Raw genomic sequence first — 17,808 nt, 5'->3', positions numbered from 1 at the left:
GTCCCGCCGCTGTCGCACTCAAAACGTCACGATGCCGGGTTGGCACCGACAGCCGACCCTTTGCATCAAGACTTAATGAGGAAGCCCCTTGAAACACGATAGCTGGCCTTTGAATTGCAGAACGAACTGGAAATGGTGGTTGAAAAGCACAATTCACCACTAAATTGCACTTTTTTGCACTGTAGCAGCAAAAACTGCGCGCGCAAACCACTTTTCAATAAATTTTTACAATGAAATCAAAGACTTAGAGACGATTTAAAACCTGAATTCAGGTGAAAATCGTTCAAAATGAAGCACTTAGCGTTCTAAATGAATGTGATGCGTGAGGAAACGGGGATAGACCGAAACAGCAACTGTGTTGCCCAAACCAAAATCGACGACTGCTGCCCGCCGGCCTTGTCTTGGGTGTCAAACACGCAGAGCGCATGTGGCAGCGGGCAGGGTATTGGGGATTGCCGATTTCGCAAAGCGAAGCGCGCATGAGGCAGGCCCCAGTATCCTGCCCGCTTCCACCCAGGGCGAGCGCATCCGACGAAGTGTTGGGGTCAGAGCACGTCGCTGAGCGAGTGGTCTGAATCCTAATCAGTTGAGGACAGAGCAAATTTGCTACGCAAATCTTGGTCTGTCCCGCAAGGACACCCCTGATCAGTTGGGGTCAGAGCACGTCGCTGCGCGAGTGGTCTGACCCGCAAAGTTACAGGATATACCGGCTCAAATCCTCGTTTTGGCTGAGCTCCGCCAGGCGCGCATCGACGTAAGCAGCGTCAATCTGCACGGTCTGTCCTGACAAATTGGTGGCGTCAAAGCTGACCTCGTCAAGCAGGCGCTCCATCACGGTGGACAGGCGGCGTGCGCCGATGTTTTCAGTGCGCTCGTTCACATCAAAGGCAATCTGCGCCAGCCGCCCGATGCCGGCCTCCGAAAACTCAACCGTCACCTGCTCGGTCGCCAGCAGCGCCTGGTACTGCTTGACCAGAGAGGCTGTGGTTTGGGTCAGGATCGCCACAAAATCTGCGACCGAGAGCGACTGCAACTCGACCCGGATCGGAAAACGGCCCTGCAGTTCGGGAATCAGGTCGCTGGGCTTGCTCAAATGGAACGCACCCGAGGCAATGAACAATATATGGTCGGTTTTGACCATGCCGTACTTGGTCGACACGGTGGTGCCTTCGACAAGCGGTAGCAGGTCGCGCTGCACGCCCTGGCGCGAAACCTCGGCGCCGCTGCCTTCCGAGCGCGAGGTCACCTTGTCGATCTCGTCGATGAAAACAATGCCGTTTTGCTCCAGCATCTGCAGCGCCTGGGTTTTGATCTCGTCCTCGTTGACCAGCTTGGCGGCTTCTTCTTCGACCAGCAGCTTGAGCGCTTCGGCAATCTTGAGTTTGCGCTTTTGCGTTTTGTTCTGATTCATCTGACCAAACATGCCGCGCAATTGCTCGGTCATTTCTTCCATGCCGGCCGGCCCCATGATCTCCAACTGCGGCGCAGTCTGGGCCACGTCGAGCTCAATGTCACGGTCATCGAGCTGGCCCTCGCGCAACTTTTTGCGAAAGGTCTGGCGCGCGGTGCTCTCAGGCTCATTGCCCTGCACCACGCCAAACTCCTGTCTGGGCATGGGAATCAGTATGTCGAGCACCCGCTCTTCAGCGGCATCCTGGGCGCGCTCGCGCACCTTTTTGGTCTCGGCCTGGCGCGTTTGCTTGACCGCAATATCGGCCAGGTCACGAATGATGGCATCGACGTCTTTGCCGACGTAACCCACCTCGGTGAACTTGGTGGCCTCGACCTTGATGAACGGGGCATCAGCCAGGCGCGCCAGACGGCGCGCGATTTCGGTCTTGCCCACGCCCGTGGGGCCGATCATCAGGATGTTTTTGGGCGTGATCTCGCTGCGCAGGTCAAGGCCCACCTGCTGGCGGCGCCAGCGGTTGCGCAAGGCAATGGCCACCGCGCGCTTGGCCTGCTGCTGACCGACGATGTGTTTGTCGAGTTCGGAGACGATTTCCTGGGGGGTGAGGGAGGACATGGTTGTTTTGATCTGTTCAATTGAGATTGTTCCGGAAAGTGGACATCTGACGATCAGTTGAGGACATCCGCCAAAATGAAGGGGTCAGAGCAAAATTGCTATGCAATTATTGATCTGACCCACATGGTATTAAAGGCTTTCGATGGTGTGATTCATGTTGGTGTAGATGCAAATCTCACCGGCAATCTCCAGCGATTTCTTGACCATGTCGGTCGCCGACAGGTCGGTGTGGTTGAGCAGGGCAATGGCCGCGGCCTGCGCGTAGGCGCCACCCGAGCCGATGGCCACAATACCGTTTTCAGGTTCCAGCACGTCGCCATTGCCGGTGATGATCAGCGATGCCTCGAGGTCGGCCACCGCCAGCATGGCTTCCAGGCGACGCAACACACGGTCGGTGCGCCAGTCCTTGGTCAGTTCGATGGCGGCGCGCACCAGATGCCCCTGGTGTTTTTCGAGTTTGGCCTCAAAGCGCTCAAACAGCGTGAAGGCATCGGCCGTGGCACCGGCAAAACCAGCCAGCACCTTGCCGTGGTAGAGCTTGCGCACCTTGCGCGCCGTGCCCTTGACGACGATATTGCCCAAGGTCACCTGACCATCGCCACCGATGGCGACCTGCATGCCCTGAGGCGTTTTGCGGCGCACACTGATGATGGTGGTGCCGTGAAATTGCTCCATAAGAAATCCTGTGTTGACTAGTGCGTTCGCGTGTCCACTTGCGCATGCTGATTGATACCAATCAAATTAAAGAATGATGCGACCAGGGGCGGAACATCCCTGAATTCGATCTGGCAGCCGCCGGTCTGCCTTTGGGCGGTCCAATTGAGAATGACACCGGCGGCAGAAAAGTCGACCCGGACCAGTTGGGTGCAAGAAATTGTCAGCACCCGGGCCTGTGGGCTGGCATCATTCAAAAGGTTCAAACCTTGCGCGGCGTCCCCCACCAGTTCGCCCGTCAACTCAAGCGCCACGGTGCCGGCAGACAGCGTGTCTGTATTTTCCGTGGCCGGTGGTTTGGCCGTGACCATAGGCGGCGCCTGCAACAGTTCACAGCTTGCCTCCCGCCACGGGCTGGGGGCAGCCTCGTAGGTGATGCAATAGTCAAAGGCAGCCATTTCGAACTCATCCGGTCGCCGCAAAATACGCAGCAGATCCATCCGCAACACCCACCAGAACAGCGCCGTCTGACGCTCGCCTCTGGGCGTTGCCTCACGCAAAACCTGCTCCAACACCTGCTCGCCCTCGAAGTATAGGTAACCCTCCTCACCGCTCCAGTCAGCCATCAGCATTGCCAGACTCCGGGCTGCCGGCTCGGTGATCACCTCCAGACCAGTCCAGTCCAGCGACAGGCCTTGCCCGGCGGGCAAATGACTGGGGAGCTGAGCCAGCGCTTGCGGCTCCAACTGCGCCGGGCAATGCCAGACCGAGGCCGGGACCGAGCCGGCCTGCGCGCTGGCGGGGAGCATCCAGACGGGCGCCGGGCACCAGAATTGTTTCGCGTAGCTCAAGGCTTCACGTTCAAAATTGGCTTGCTGACCCAAGCTCCGGTAAAAATCAAACAGGGCCTCGGCCTGGGCTTGCGCCACATCGCTGAGCACCGGCTGGCCCCTTAACGCGGCCAGCAAAACAGCTTCGGCTCCAGCATCGTCGCCATTCGCAAAGCGCACGGCAGCCTCTTCCAGGTCAGGGTCGGACAGGTTGTCTGCCATCTCTGCGGCAAACAATTTGGACGAATCGAACCCACTGCCTTCAACCAACTGACGCGGCCAACCTTCCTGCGATGCTGGCTCACCCGGTTGCGAGCCAGGCTTGGATGGCGCTGAGGGAGCCTGCCCGACCTGGGTTGGAATGTCGTCAAAATCGATCAGGTCGCCTTTCATCACGGTTGATGCAAAAAAACTCTCGCCATTGACCTGGCGGGTCTCTTGCGCAACATCGCGCGCTGCAGGCATGGCATCAGGCAAGGGCGGCGGTTGCGCTTTCCACCACTGTTTGGACATCAGCGCTTCAATTTCGTCAATTTTGCGAATGGTCAACGCCCGGTCATCCAGATCAGTGGCATCTGTGGGGCTGTCCGACAGGTTCGACTCGTCAACAACTTCAGGTTTGACGTGCGGCGTGGCGCGCTGCAATTGACGCAAATTGTCGAACTCCTGCTTGCGGACAGCGTCTTCATGACGCTTGCGCTCAATCATGTCCTTGAGCGTTTGCCGGCTTTGCGCCGGATTTGGCTCGGTGGCGACCCCAGGCTCACGCCCGACTTTGTCCAGATCACCCCAATGCACATTGGGATTGCGGACAAACTTGGCAACCTTGGAAAATAGTCCAGCGCCAGTTGGAATTGTTGCCATAGGTCTGTCACCGACACCGACGAGCGTCAGCGGATCTCAGTCGCCAAACATTTTTTGTTTGAGCTCACGGCGCTGCTGGGCTTCCAGCGACAGCGTGGCCGTTGGCCGGGCCAGCAGGCGGCCCACGCCGATGGCCTCGCCGGTTTCGTCGCAGTAGCCATAATCGCCCGCATCAATGCGCGTGATCGACTGCTCAATCTTCTTGAGCAGCTTTCTTTCGCGGTCACGGGTTCGCAATTCGAGGGCGTGCTCTTCTTCGATCGTGGCCCGGTCGGCCGGATCAGGCACCACCACTGTGTCTTCGCGCAGATGCTCGGTGGTCTGGCCGGCGCTGCTGAGGATGTCGTTTTTCAAAATCACCAATTTAGACCGGAAAAACGCCAGCTGCGTGTCATTCATGTAGGCCTCATCGGGCATCGCCAGCACTTCATCATTGGTCAGGGCTTCGACCGGCTTGGTTTTCCAGTTGTTGGCCAGCTTCTTGTCTTTTTTGACCGATGAAGCCAGTGGCGAAACAATGGGAACGACACTGGCCATTTGGGTGAAGCTGGACTTGGCGGCCGTTGACGCCACGGTTTGCGCCATGGACGGCACCGTCAGCTGGGCCAGCCGCGAGGAGGGTCGCCCGGTGCGCACCGGCACACCGGAGGACGTCATCTGGGTGGCAGGTGGCGCCGGTTTGACCGCAGGTTTTGCAGTGGCCACTGGGGCGGCACTTTTTGGGGATACAGGGGCTTGGGTAGTCACTTCTTGCGGTTTTTTCTTGGGGACGGTTAAAACTTGCTTGCTCACAGGCGGGGAGCTGGCTTTAACCTTTTTCATCGGCGCCTGTGCGACGGCTGTCGATTCGATCATTTTTTTCGGCTTGACAGGCGTCTTGGTGTCGACGTGGGGCGCGGCCTTGACAGGCTTGTTATCCCTGGCAGGCTTTGCTGGCGGAACTGCCTTGGCAGGTTTGGCTGCCGCAACGGGCTTCACTGGCTTTGCGGGCTTGACGGGAACTGCGGCTGACTTGGCAGTCGCTTTGGTTTTGGCAGCTTGAGCTTTCACTGGAGACCTCCTGGCGGATTTATCCTGAACAGTTTGGGCGGGGGCCGCGGCCTCCACTTTGTTAACGGCGCTTTTCTGATGCGACTCGCTGGCAACACCAGGCAAGGGCTTGTCTTCGGCGCGCGAGTGTACAGGCTTGGCCGGGGCAAAGCCCATCAGTTGCAAAATCGAGACAAACATCGCACCTCCGCACTGGGTTAAAGATGATGATCAAACCAGGCTTTGCTCCATACCCTGCAGAAAGATGTCTTTGGGGAGGTCAATGCCAATGAACACCATTTTGCTACAGCGCGCCTCGCCTTGGGCCCATGCCGGGCCCAGGTCGCTGCCCATCAACTGGTGCACGCCCTGGAAAATTACCTTGCGGTCTGTGCCCTGCATGTACAGCACGCCTTTGTAGCGCAACATGCGCGGTCCGTAGATATTGACGACGGCACCCAGAAAGTCTTCCAGTTTGGCCGGGTCGAACGCGCGCTCCGAGCGAAACACGAAGCTTTTCACGTCGTCGTCATGGGCGTGGTGGTGGCCGTGCTGGTGCGAGGGGTGGTCGCAATGTTCGCCATCCGCGTGGTCGTGATGGGCGTGGTCGTGCCCGGCATGAGCGTCTTCTTCCTTGAGGAAGTCCGGGTCGATGTCGAGCTTGGTATTGAGGTTGAAGCCGCGCAGGTCGAACACCTCGCTCAGCGCCACCTCGCCAAAATGCACGGCCTTTTGGGGTGCGCGCGGGTTCATGTGTTTCAGGCGGTGCATCAGGTCGGCCGTTTCCTCAGGCGAGACCAAATCAGTCTTGCTGATGAAAATCTGGTCGGCAAAACCCACCTGACGGCGCGCTTCCTGGCGGTCATCGAGTTGCTGGTTGGCGTGTTTGGCATCGACCAGTGTCAGGATCGAGTCGAGCAGATAGCTCTCGGCAATCTCGTCGTCCATGAAAAAGGTCTGCGCCACCGGGCCGGGGTCGGCCAGGCCGGTGGTTTCGATCACCACCCGGTCGAAGTCGAGCAGGCCCTGGCGCTTTTTGGCGGCCAGCAGTTGCAGCGCCTCGCGCAGGTCCTCGCGAATGGTGCAGCAAATGCAGCCATTGCTCATCTGGATGATCTGCTCTTTGGAGTCGGTCACCAGAATGTCGTTGTCGATGTTTTCTTCGCCAAACTCGTTTTCGATGATGGCAATCTTCTGGCCGTGGGCCTCGGACAACACACGTTTGAGCAGCGTGGTTTTACCGGAGCCGAGAAAACCGGTGAGGATGGTGGCAGGAATAAGGCTCATAGCGGGGCAGATTCAAAGGGTGCGAGTGTAACGACCCCGGGCCGGAAGCTCATTTGCGCATCACCACCAAACCCTTAAGGTATTCGCCTTCAGGGAAATTGACCGTCATGGGGTGGTCGGGTGCGCCACCCATGCGCTCATGGATGTAGCCATCCACACCCGCGTCGCATCCCGCCGAGGCCACAATCTTGTGAAACAGATCAGCGCTGATGCCGCCCGAACAACTGTAGGTAAACAGCACGCCACCCGGCTCCAACAGCTTGAACGCCAGCCGGTTGATATCCTTGTAGGCACGCGCCGCGCGCTCGGCATGGGCCACAGTGGGGGCAAATTTGGGTGGATCGAGCACGATGGCGTCAAAACTGCGGCCCTGCTCAACAAACAGGCGCAAAGAGGCATTGACGTCGGCATCCATGAAGGTGGCGCGGTTGGCGGCAAAGCCATTCAAGGCGACATTGGCGGCGGCTTTTTCCAGCGCCGGCCCAGAAGAGTCGATGGACGTCACATGCGCCGCGCCGCCGTTCAGCGCCGCCACCGTGAAACCGCCGGTATAACAATAGCAGTTGAGCACGCGCTCAAAATTGAGGCGACGTGCATAGTCGGCAAAACGCTTGCGGCTGTCGCGCTGGTCCAGATAGAAACCGGTTTTGTGACCATCGGCAATGTTGACCGCCAATTGCCAGTCGTGTTCTTGCAGCACAAGTTCCACTTCGCCCTGGCCGCGCAGCCAACCTTTGGCCTCGGGCAAGCCTTCCAGCGCCCGGCTGCTGGCGTCGCTTCGCTCATAAAGCTTGGCAAGGCCGGTGGCGGCCAGCAGCGCATCGGCAATGACGTCTTTCCAACGTTCCACGCCGCTTGAGGTGAACTGCGCCACCAGCGTGTCGCCATAGCGGTCGACAATCAGCCCGGGCAGGCCGTCCGACTCGCCGTGCACCAGTCGCATGGCGCTGCTGTGGATGTCAAAGCGGGCTCTGGCCTTGACGGCGCGGGCGCAGGCAGCGGTGAAAAACGCCGCATCAATGCGCTGCGCCTCGTCAAAGCTCCAGACCCGGGCGCGAATTTTGGAGGCCGGACTGAAAGCCGCCCAACCCAGAAACTGGCCCTGATCACCTTCAACACGCACGGTTTCACCAGTATCGGCCGCGCCTTTGGCAATGGCCGATTCAAAAATCCAGGGGTGGCGGCGCAGCAGCGAGCGCTCTTTGCCGGCGCGCAGGCGAATGGATTTCAATAGGTGATCGCCATGGCTGGCACATCAACCTGAATCATCGGTTTGCCCAGAGCCGCACTGACCGCCGCCACATAGTCAGCCGACCACTTGGCATCGCCCAGCAGCGCCGCGCCCGCAGCCTGCGTCACCACCAGCACCTTGTCGGCAGTCAGCACTTTGCCACTGGCGCGCAGGGGCTCGCAGTCGAGGGCCGTGAACTGGTGATCCAGCCAGGCACGCGCGGCGTCGTGCGCCAGCGGCGTGCCGTCAGGCACATGAAAAGAAAATTCGACGCCTTTGTCCAGCACCACGTTAATCTGTTTTTGCATAAGTCACCTTTTGAGAAAAATTGTCAGCAATCGCTATTTTGAACCACCCGAACCACCGGTCTTGATGCGGGCACGCGGATGCGCAGCATCATAGGCCCGGGCCAGGTGCTGGAAGTCGAGCCGGGTGTAAACCTGCGTGGTGCTGATGTTGGCATGACCGAGCAGTTCCTGCACGCCGCGCAGATCGCTGCTTGACTGCAGCACATGGCTGGCGAACGAGTGCCGCAGCATGTGCGGATGCACCGGTGCGGCCAGCCCGGCCTGCATACTGCGCTGGCGCACGCGCTGCCAGATCGACTGCGAGGTGAGCCGCGTGCCGTTGCGGCCAATGAACAATGCCGCATGGGGCGTCGCGCCCTTCACAGCCGACCCCGCCAATGCGGGCAAGGCCCGGTTGCGCACCTGCAGCCAAGCCTCCAGTGCCTGCACTGCCTTGGCGCCCACCGGCACGATGCGCCGCTTGCTGCCCTTGCCCAGCACATGCGCCTCACCCGCCTGCAAATCGACCCAACCGCGGGCAGCATCGCTGGCATACACGTCGAGCCCGGTCAACTCGCCCACCCGCAGGCCGCCACCGTAGAGCAGTTCGACCATGGCCGCGTCACGCGCTTCGAGCCAGGGATCGTTTTGGGTGCCGGCAAAACTTGCCATTTGCACGGCGTCATCCACGCTCAAGGCCTTGGGCAAGGGTTTGGCGGTCTTGGGCGAGCGCACGTCAAGCACCGGGTTTGAGATCACCAGACCTTCGCGCCCCAGCCAGGTGTAAAACCCGCGCCAGCCCGACAAAATCAGTGCGATGCCACGCCCGCTGCGGCCCCGGCTGTGCATTTGCGCCACCCAGCGCCGGATATGACCGGACTCAACTGCGGTCAAACCGACACCCGCCTGCGCCGCATAAACCGCCAGTTTTTCCAGGTCCAGCGTGTAGAGCGCCACGGTGCGCTCAGCCAGCCGCTTCTCAAAGCGCACATGGTCCAGATAACGTTGAACCAGTGGCTCCGGGGGCGAAGTCACCGCCGGGTCATTGATGGTTTCACGGATGACCATGCTTCGCTTTCACGAACCGCAGACCATCGCGGCGATGGCGCCGCGGCTACGACGATCCCGGTGATTTTGCAGGAGGCCCGCCCTCGGGCCGATGGCGGTCGGGGCCACAAGGTTCATGCGCTGTGTCAACGCAGTGGCGCCAGCGCGGCACTGGCCAGCACGGCAATCCGCGCCAAAAAGTCGGTCCCCATGGTGCTGTTGAAGCGCTGCGCGTCGGGCGAGGCCAGCACCAGCAGGCCAAACGCCGGCGCGGTGCTGCCAATCGGACCGGCACGCAGCGGCAGAATCGCCAGCGAGGCGGCCGCCTTGGGCTCAGGCAGCCAATTCACCACCTCAAGTCCGCTGTTGACACCGCAAAATGGCTCAATCAATGAGCTGGCAAATATTCTGGTATCTTCGCTGACACCCTGCGCAAAAGCCGCATCGGCATAGGCGGCATCGACTCCCCAGACCTTGATGCCCACCTGTGGCACGGCAAACTGGTCCGCCAGTTCGTCTGCCATCAGGTCAGGCAAGGCAGCGGGATCAGTGTTCAAAAACAGCGTGCGCGCCCAGTGCAGCAGCTTGTCTGACAGCAGCATGTTCTCATTCACATTGCGAATCATCTCCATGATGCGCTGCTCCAGCATCTTGATTTTTTCACGCAACATGTTGGCCTGGCGCTCCTGCAGGCTCACGGCGCGCTGGCTGTGCGGACTGGTCAACTGCACCGCCGCCAGCATTTCGGCATGGCGCTCAAAAAAATCAGGTGTGTTGGCCAGGTAATTGGCGATGTCATCTTCGGTGATCGGGTTGCTGATGGCGCTGGGAAAAGTTGTGTTGGGCATGGTGATCAATCGCTGGATAAGTTGTCGGGAAGTTCAAAGGTGCCATGAAAGACAGTGGTGGCCGGTCCCGTCATCATGACAGGCGCGGAGCCGCCAGCCCAGCCAATGGTGAGCACGCCTCCGTGGGTGTGCACATCGACCTGCCCGTCGAGCAAGCCGAGCCTGATGCCTGCCACCACCGCGGCGCAAGCGCCCGAGCCGCAGGCCAATGTCTCCCCGGCGCCGCGCTCAAACACCCGCAGGCGAATCTGCTGGCGGTTTATCACCTGCATGAAGCCGGCATTGACCCGGTTCGGAAAAAACGGGTGGTGCTCGACCAAGGGGCCCAACTGCAACACCGGCGCGACATCCACATCGTCCACCAGTTGCACCGCGTGCGGGTTGCCCATCGACAGCACCGCCACCAGCACCACCGTGCCTTGTGCCGGCGTGGCAAGCACCAGCGGCCATTGCTGCCAGGAACCGATGGGCTGGGCCGACACCTGACCGGGCGCGAACGGAATGCGCTCAGGGTCAAACACCGGTGCGCCCATGTTGACCGTGACGCGGCCATCGGGGTTTAGCACCGGCTCAATCACCCCGCCCCGGGTTTGCACGCGGATCGCGTCCTTCTGGGTCAAGCCGGCATCGCGCACAAAGCGGGCGAAACACCGCGCGCCATTGCCGCACTGCTCCACCTCGGCACCATCGGCGTTGTGAATGACATACTCGAAGTCAATGCCCGGCGCGGGCGACGGGCGCACCGTCAGAATTTGGTCAGCGCCCACACCAAAGTGACGGTCAGCCAGCCAACGGTACTGCGCGGTACTCAGGCCAAAGCGGCTTTGGGTCTCATCGAGCACCACAAAGTCGTTGCCGGCGCCTTGCATTTTGGTAAAGGGGATTCGCATGGCTTAATTATCCATGCGGCGGCGCCACGCCAGGCACCGGATGTTTGACGGCATTCTTGACCAGTTTGCTGGCCACGGCGCCCGGAATATCGATGGCGCACTGGTCGGCCACTTGCAGCAAATAGAGCAGCACATCGGCCACCTCGTCGGCAATACGCTCTTTGGTGGCGGCGTCGAGCCGCGCGGCCAGGGATTCCTCAGCGGTCATCCACTGGAAGATCTCGGCCAGTTCGGCGGCCTCCACCATCAGCGCCGTGCTGAGATTCTTGGGTGTATGAAATGGCTGCCAGTTGCGGGCGGCGGCAAAATCACGCAATGCTTGTTGCAATGCCTGGATATCCATTTGGCTTTCCCCGGAGAGTGATCAAACAAGGCTGCGACAATACCGCCCCTATGCATCCTGTTTATACCCTCACCCTGTCTTGCCCCGACCGCCTCGGGCTGGTGCACGCCGTTTCAGGCTTTTTGCTGGAGCGCAGCGGCAACATCGAAGAAGCCGCTCAGTTCAACGACAACGACACCGGCCTGTTTTTCATGCGCGTGCAATTTGCCTGCGCCGAGCACGGCTTTGACGCGCTCAAAGCCCAACTGACCGATTTCGCCGCACCGTTCCAGATGCAATGGAAATTGCACGCCCAGGCGCAAGCCATGCGCACTGTGATCATGGTCAGCAAGGAAGGCCATTGCCTCAACGACCTGCTGTTTCGCTGGAAAAGTGGCCTGCTGCCGCTGGAGATTTGCGCCATCATCTCCAACCACCGCGAGTTTTACCAACTGGCGGCCAGCTACAACGTGCCGTTTCACCACCTGCCGGTGACTGCCGCCACCAAAGCGCAGGTGGAAGCCAAGCAGATCGAGATCATCGAAGCCGAAGGCGCCGAACTGGTGGTGCTGGCGCGCTACATGCAGATCTTGTCAGATGACCTGTGCCGCAAGCTCAGCGGCCGCGCCATCAACATTCACCACTCGTTTTTGCCCAGCTTCAAGGGCGCCAAGCCCTATTACCAGGCGCATGACCGGGGCGTCAAGCTGATCGGCGCCACCGCCCACTATGTCACCGCCGACCTGGACGAGGGCCCGATCATCGAGCAGGACGTGGCCCGTGTTGACCACAGCAAAACGGTGGAAGACTTGACGGCGCTGGGCCGCGACACCGAGAGCCAGGTGCTGGCCCGCGCCGTGAAATGGCACAGCGAGCACCGGGTGCTGATCAACGGTCACAGAACGGTGATTTTCAAGTAGGTCAAAGGCCGCCGCCCCACCGATACTGCCACGCGAGTCCGAGCAGGTCATAACTGTTGCCGGTGCGGGCAGACACCCCTGTGCTGGCGTAGAGCTTGACCGAGTTCTGGAGATCGACCGGAAACGCCAGCGTCCCACCCAGGCGCCAGTTCTGTTGCAGGTCGACGCCCTGCGCGCCATTAAGCGTGGTGCGCCCGCCAGCAAAATAGGTGGCATCCGCAGAGCCCCAGATTCCGCCCTTGAAGTTGTAAATGGCGTGCGCCCGCAACGCATAGACTGGATCCTGGGAGCGCCGTTTGCCATTGAAGAAATCGTCGTTGGTCGTGAACAGCGTCACGGCCGCCGCGCCTTCAATCGTCCACGGGCCCAGCGCCTTCGAGGCCCCGATCTCCGGCTTGATGGACCATCGGTTGGTACCGATGTTGACCAGTTTGGCAGGGTCGTACTGACCGGTTGGCGCCGAGATCTGAAGGCTCCCGCCAACGATCAGATCCTGCTGGTACGCCCTGAACGCGGGCAGCGACAGCGCTGGCGCACCGTAAAAATTCATCGACAGTCGAAACGAGGCGTCGCCGAATCCGTTGACCTCGCGCCCGACAGGACTGCCCAGGTAGAGCGCCGAACCTGACAACCAGGTGTAGGGCACGATGACATCGAACTTGCCAGACTTGCCCCACAAATCCAGCGACCTCACGTAACCAGTGACCGCGGTGGATGTTGCAAGATCAGGATCTGTGAGGGGGAGCGAGGAGTCGAACGCAAGGCCGCCCTGAGTTCGGGCATAACCGACGACCAGAAAGTTCACCCCCACCGGCACATTGGAGTAGGACCTGGGCTCGATGCTTTGGGCACGTACCGTCGCGCCCGCCACGAGCCCGCAAACAGCGAGTGCGGTGGTCACGGCTGCTTTTGTCGGGATGAAGGTGTTCAGCAAAAAGGAACGGCATGTCACAGAATTTCCCATGAATTTTTGATGTTGCATATTGGCCTTATCCAAAGAGGAACAATCCTGATGCGACGTCTTCCGGTCAAACGCCCTGCGCCATCACCTCGCCCAGCCGAATGGCGCCACCGGGTTGCCAGATCGGATTGAAGTTGAGCGGTCCCTGCGGGAACAGCATCACCACCGTGGAACCTAGCAAAAAGCGGCCCATCTCATCACCCTGCCTGAATGTGATGGTCTCACTGTCATAACGCCACTCGCTCAAACGCCCTGGACGCGGCGCATTGACCCCACCGTGCCAGGTGGTCGCCATACTGCCCACAATGGTGGCACCCACCAGCACCAGCACAAACGGCCCGCGCTCGCCGTCAAACACACACACCACCCGCTCGTTGCGGGCGAACAGCCCCGGCACACCGCGCGCGGTGGCGGGGTTGACCGAAAACAGGTCGCCCGGCACATAGATCATGCGCGTGAGTCGGCCCGCGCAGGGCATGTGGATGCGGTGGTAGTCGCGCGGACTCAGGTACAGCGTGGCAAAGTGGCCGTCGTCAAACTGCGCAGCCAATGCGGCATCGCCGCCAACGAGCGCGGTGCTGCTGTAGTGGTGGCCCTTGGCCTGGAAAATCTGCTGGCCCTCGATGCTGCCAAACTGGCTGATGGCGCCATCGACCGGGCAAATCAGCGCGCTGCGCGCCAGCGGCCTGGCACCTTCTTTGAGGGCGCGGGTGAAAAAATCGTTGAACGTGGCATAGCTGGCCACATCCGGGTTGGCCGCCTCTGCCATATTGACATGGTAGCGCTGCACAAACCAGGTAATCAGGCGGGTGGTGAGCGCGCGCCCCTGCGCCCGCGCGATGCGTCCGGCCAACAAAGTGACGGCCTGCTTGGGGATGAGGTATTGGGCGAGTACGGCGGTGCGGTCAGTCATAAGGGAGGGATTCTACGCAGTGCTTTCAGCCTAGCGCCTGCCACAATCACGCGATGTCCACCGCCCGCATCCCCCCCATTCAATGCCTGCTGACGTTTGAGGCGCTGGCGCGCCTGCGCAGCGTCACGCAAACCGCCGAAGAACTCTGCGTCACGCCCAGCGCCGTGAGCCACCGCGTCAAGCAGTTGGAGCAAATCATTGGCACCAAGCTGTTTGGCCGGGCCGATTTTTCCCTCACCATTGAAGGGGTTGAGTACCTGGCACATGTGCGCGACGGTCTGACCATGCTGCAAAGGTTTCCCAGTTCGGCGGCGCTGCCGGGCAAGCGCAAGTTGCGTCTGGCTGTCACGCCGACCTTTGCCCGATCCATATTGATCCCACGCCTGCGCCAGTTCACCGAAGCCTACCCCGAGATTGACCTGACCCTGCAAATCTCGATTCCACTGCTCGACGTGGTGGCTGAAGACGCCGACCTGATGATCCGCTTTGGCACCGGCCGCTATGCCGACGTGGAGCACGTCTGCCTGCTCAAGGACGATGTCACACCGCTGGCCTCCCCGGCATTTGTGCGCGAGCACGGGCCCTTTGACGTGGCACAAGACCTGGAAGGTGAGGGCTTGCTGCGCAGCCCGCTGGAGCCCTGGCGCACCTGGTTTGCCGCGCGCGGGCTGGACTGGCCCGAACCCACGGAGGGCTCACAGTTCAACGATGTCGGCCTGATGTGCGATGGTGCGGCAGCCGGCATGGGCATTGCGCTGATCCGACTCAAGCTGGCCCTGCCGTGGCTGGAAAACGGTTCGCTGGTTCGGCTTGGCACCAGCGAGGTATTTGCCAGCAATGTGCCCAGCCCGCATGCCCATTACCTGTGCTGGCGCACCGGCATGATGGAACGCTGGGAATGCGTGGCTTTTTCTGATTGGCTCAAGCAAAGCATGGTTTGAGCGCTGCCTCAAGACGCACCCTTCCACCAGTCCTCGCCAAAGGCGCCCTGCAACCAGGCCACAAAGGTGCTGACCTTGGCCGGCACCAGCCGGGGCGAGCTGAACACCGCGTGAATCTCCTGCACCGGCAGGGTCCAGTCAGTCAGCAACGGCGTCACTGCCGAGGTCTTGAGAGATTCCTCGGCCACATAACGCGGCAGTGCCGCCACACCCATGCCGGAGCGGGCGGCTGCCAGCAGCGCTGACAGGCTGTTGGAGCGCAGCGGGCCCTTGACCGGAATCGACAGCATCTTGCCCTTGGCGCTGGTGAAGTTCCAGCGCGCATCGCCCTGCACCGTGCTGTAGATGAGCGCATCATGCGCCGCCAGATCAGCGGGGGCCTGGGGCGTGCCGTGCGCCTTCAGATAGTCGCTTGACGCCACCAGCACCCAGGGGTTCAGGCCCAGGTAGCGCGCACCCAGCGTGGAGTCCTCGAGGCGGCCCATGCGGATGGCCACGTCCATGCCTTGCTCCACCAGGTTCACGTAGCGATCGTCAAAGTTGAGATCGATCTGTAACTGCGGGTGCTCGCGCATGAAGCGCATGAGCAAGGGCACCAGCACGCGCCGGCCAAAAGCCACCGAAGTGCTGACCCGCAACACCCCTTGCACCTGGGACTGCAACAGGCCGGCCACGCTCTGCGCCTCTTCAACATGGTGCGCGATCAGCTTGCATTTCTCGTAATACAGCAGGCCAATTTCGGTTGGGGTGACGCCGTGGGTGGAGCGGTGCAGCAGGCGTGCGCCGAGTTGCTTTTCCAGCTGCGCCACGCGTTTGGTGGCGGCTGGTTGGCCAATGCGCAGGTCGGCCGCCGCCTTGCTGAACGAGCCCAGGTCCACCACGCGAATAAACAGGCGAATTGCCTCAATGCGATCCATGGCGAAGGAGTAGACCACGACCGGCTGACATTGGCAATATTCCAACCGGGAATAAGCATAATGCCGCATTCCGGACTTCCAGAACCGCGCACCGGGCGACATACTTCAAACCATCAACAACCCCGACAGGAGATAAAAATGGCAAAGATGAAAGCTGCAATGGCCGCCGTGCTGGTGATGGAAAAAGAAGGCATTTCAACCGCCTTTGGTGTGCCCGGCGCCGCCATCAACCCCTTGTATTCGGCGCTGCGTGAGCGCCAGTCGATCACGCACATTCTGGCGCGCCATGTCGAGGGCGCATCCCACATGGCCGAGGGTTACACCCGCGCCGCCGCCGGCAACATCGGCGTGTGCATTGGCACCAGCGGCCCGGCCGGCACCGACATGATCACCGGCCTGTACTCGGCCATTGCCGACAGCATCCCGATTTTGTGCATCACCGGCCAGGCACCGCGTGCCCGCATGTACAAGGAAGACTTCCAGGCGGTGGACATCGAGAGCATCTCCAAGCCGGTGACCAAGTGGAGCGTTACGGTGCGCGAGCCTGCGCTGGTGCCGCGCGCTTTCCAGCAGGCCTTTCACCTGATGCGCTCGGGCCGTCCGGGGCCGGTGCTGATCGACTTGCCGTTCGATGTGCAGATGGGCGAGATCGAGTTCGACATCGACACCTATGAACCGCTGCCCGTCTACAAACCGGCCGCAACGCGCAAGCAGATTGAGAAAGCGCTCGACATGCTGATGGCGGCCGAGAAGCCACTGATCGTGGCTGGTGGCGGCATCATCAACGCCAATGCGAGCGATTTGCTGGTGGAGTTTGCCGAGTTGACTGGTGTGCCCGTGATTCCCACGCTGATGGGCTGGGGCACGATTCCCGATGACCATCCGCTCATGGCCGGCATGGTCGGCCTGCAAACCAGTCACCGCTATGGCAATGCGACCATGCTCGCCAGCGACTTTGTGATTGGCATCGGCAACCGCTGGGCCAATCGCCACACCGGCTCACCTGAGGTCTATTGCAAGGGCCGCACCTTTGTGCACGTGGACATTGAGCCGACGCAAATTGGCCGCGTGTTCAACCCAGAACTTGGCATAGTGAGTGATGCCAAGATTGCGCTGGAATTATTTGTGCAGGTGGCGCGCGAGCGCAAGGCAGCCGGGCAGCTGAAAGGTTTTGGCGACTGGGTGGGGCGCTGCACCGAGCGCAAGACGCTGATGCACCGCAAGACCCACTTCACCGAGACTCCGATCAAGCCGCTGCGCGTTTATGAAGAAATGAACCAGGCACTGCCGCGCGACACGATTTATGTGACCACGATTGGCCTGAGCCAGATTGCCGGGGCCCAGTTTCTGCATGTGTACGGCCCGCGCCAGTGGATCAACTGCGGCCAGGCCGGCCCGCTGGGTTGGACCATTCCGGCGGCCCTGGGCGTGGTGGCCGCCGACCCGACCCGCACCGTGGTGGGTTTGTCGGGGGACTACGACTTCCAGTTCCTGATTGAAGAACTGGCTGTGGGCGCGCAGTTCCGCCTGCCCTATGTGCATGTGCTGGTGAATAACAGCTACCTGGGCCTGATCCGCCAGAGCCAGCGCGGCTTTGAGATGGACTACTGCGTCCAACTGGCGTTTGAGAACCAGAACGTGGAAGACCCGGCGCTCAAGAGCTACGGTGTCGACCACCAGGCCGTGGTGCAGGGCCTGGGCTGCAAGTCACTGCGCGTGACTGATCCCGAAAAAATTCAGACGGCCCTCAAACAGGCGCAGGCCATGGCACAGGAGTTCCGGGTGCCGGTGGTGGTCGAGGTGATTCTGGAGAAGGTAACCAACATCGCTATGGGCACCGA

At 60.8% G+C, this 17,808-nt stretch carries 17 protein-coding genes and 1 pseudogene; 3 read left to right on the top strand and 15 right to left on the bottom strand.

Annotated elements, in window-relative coordinates; all coding sequences use genetic code 11:
* From GPS82_RS08350 to GPS82_RS08295, 12 genes and pseudogenes are all read right to left on the bottom strand, one after another.
* Window positions 1-97 (bottom strand): annotated as a pseudogene (locus GPS82_RS08350) (cell division/cell wall cluster transcriptional repressor MraZ); the annotation flags it as partial.
* 597 nt (window positions 98-694) lie between these two features.
* Entirely contained in the window at window positions 695-2,026 is a 1,332-nt protein-coding gene (gene hslU, locus GPS82_RS08345; protein WP_296493260.1) for an ATP-dependent protease ATPase subunit HslU, read from the bottom strand.
* Between the two features lie 129 nt (window positions 2,027-2,155).
* Entirely contained in the window at window positions 2,156-2,701 is a 546-nt protein-coding gene (hslV, locus tag GPS82_RS08340; protein WP_296493258.1) for an ATP-dependent protease subunit HslV, read from the bottom strand.
* 17 nt (window positions 2,702-2,718) lie between these two features.
* Window positions 2,719-4,374, bottom strand: a complete 1,656-nt coding sequence (locus GPS82_RS08335) for an STAS domain-containing protein (RefSeq protein ID WP_296493256.1) — start codon at window positions 4,372-4,374, stop codon at window positions 2,719-2,721.
* A 36-nt stretch (window positions 4,375-4,410) separates the two neighbouring features.
* Entirely contained in the window at window positions 4,411-5,079 is a 669-nt protein-coding gene (dksA, locus tag GPS82_RS08330; protein ID WP_363717364.1) for an RNA polymerase-binding protein DksA, read from the bottom strand.
* A gap of 555 nt (window positions 5,080-5,634) precedes the next feature.
* Entirely contained in the window at window positions 5,635-6,690 is a 1,056-nt protein-coding gene (locus GPS82_RS08325) for a GTP-binding protein (RefSeq protein ID WP_296493254.1), read from the bottom strand.
* 49 nt (window positions 6,691-6,739) lie between these two features.
* Window positions 6,740-7,921: a class I SAM-dependent rRNA methyltransferase gene (locus GPS82_RS08320; protein WP_296493252.1), complete on the bottom strand. Its 1,182-nt coding sequence runs from the start codon at window positions 7,919-7,921 to the stop codon at window positions 6,740-6,742.
* The gene (locus GPS82_RS08315; RefSeq protein ID WP_296493250.1) at window positions 7,918-8,229 is read right to left on the bottom strand and encodes a hypothetical protein; all 312 of its coding nucleotides are present in this window, start codon (window positions 8,227-8,229) and stop codon (window positions 7,918-7,920) included. Before GPS82_RS08315 ends, GPS82_RS08320 begins: the two co-directional genes overlap by 4 nt.
* Window positions 8,230-8,262: 33 nt before the next feature.
* Window positions 8,263-9,276: a tyrosine recombinase XerC gene (locus GPS82_RS08310; RefSeq protein ID WP_296493248.1), complete on the bottom strand. Its 1,014-nt coding sequence runs from the start codon at window positions 9,274-9,276 to the stop codon at window positions 8,263-8,265.
* 125 nt (window positions 9,277-9,401) lie between these two features.
* Window positions 9,402-10,103 carry a DUF484 family protein gene (locus GPS82_RS08305; RefSeq protein ID WP_296493246.1) on the bottom strand — a complete coding sequence of 234 codons (702 nt, stop codon included), beginning with the start codon at window positions 10,101-10,103 and terminating at the stop codon, window positions 9,402-9,404.
* Window positions 10,104-10,108: 5 nt separating this feature from the next.
* Window positions 10,109-10,993 carry a diaminopimelate epimerase gene (dapF, locus tag GPS82_RS08300; RefSeq protein ID WP_296493244.1) on the bottom strand — a complete coding sequence of 295 codons (885 nt, stop codon included), beginning with the start codon at window positions 10,991-10,993 and terminating at the stop codon, window positions 10,109-10,111.
* A 7-nt stretch (window positions 10,994-11,000) separates the two neighbouring features.
* Entirely contained in the window at window positions 11,001-11,336 is a 336-nt protein-coding gene (locus GPS82_RS08295; protein ID WP_296493241.1) for a nucleotide pyrophosphohydrolase, read from the bottom strand.
* Between the two features lie 50 nt (window positions 11,337-11,386).
* Between GPS82_RS08295 and purU the strand changes: the two genes are divergently transcribed.
* The gene (purU, locus tag GPS82_RS08290; protein WP_296493239.1) at window positions 11,387-12,235 is read left to right on the top strand and encodes a formyltetrahydrofolate deformylase; all 849 of its coding nucleotides are present in this window, start codon (window positions 11,387-11,389) and stop codon (window positions 12,233-12,235) included.
* A 1-nt stretch (window position 12,236) separates the two neighbouring features.
* Here the strand turns inward: purU and GPS82_RS08285 are convergent, their stop codons facing one another.
* Entirely contained in the window at window positions 12,237-13,217 is a 981-nt protein-coding gene (locus tag GPS82_RS08285) for a transporter (RefSeq protein WP_296493229.1), read from the bottom strand.
* A gap of 46 nt (window positions 13,218-13,263) precedes the next feature.
* On the bottom strand, window positions 13,264-14,109 hold the full coding sequence (gene asd, locus GPS82_RS08280; RefSeq protein ID WP_296493227.1) for an archaetidylserine decarboxylase: 846 nt from the start codon (window positions 14,107-14,109) through the stop codon (window positions 13,264-13,266).
* A 53-nt stretch (window positions 14,110-14,162) separates the two neighbouring features.
* Here asd and GPS82_RS08275 point away from each other — a divergent pair, with 53 nt between their 5' ends.
* Entirely contained in the window at window positions 14,163-15,050 is an 888-nt protein-coding gene (locus GPS82_RS08275; protein ID WP_296493225.1) for a LysR substrate-binding domain-containing protein, read from the top strand.
* A gap of 8 nt (window positions 15,051-15,058) precedes the next feature.
* Here GPS82_RS08275 and GPS82_RS08270 read toward each other — a convergent pair whose 3' ends face one another.
* Window positions 15,059-15,967, bottom strand: a complete 909-nt coding sequence (locus GPS82_RS08270) for a LysR family transcriptional regulator (protein ID WP_296493223.1) — start codon at window positions 15,965-15,967, stop codon at window positions 15,059-15,061.
* A gap of 138 nt (window positions 15,968-16,105) precedes the next feature.
* Between GPS82_RS08270 and gcl the strand changes: the two genes are divergently transcribed.
* Window positions 16,106-17,808, top strand: a 1,703-nt coding sequence (gcl, locus tag GPS82_RS08265; protein WP_296493222.1) for a glyoxylate carboligase, incomplete at its 3' end; no start/stop codon positions are given.

This window comes from Rhodoferax sp. (assembly GCF_011391645.1).
Classification (GTDB): Bacteria; Pseudomonadota; Gammaproteobacteria; order Burkholderiales; family Burkholderiaceae_C; genus Rhodoferax.
Note: the sequence above shows the minus strand (reverse complement) of the source record. Positions and strands in the feature narration are given on the sequence as shown.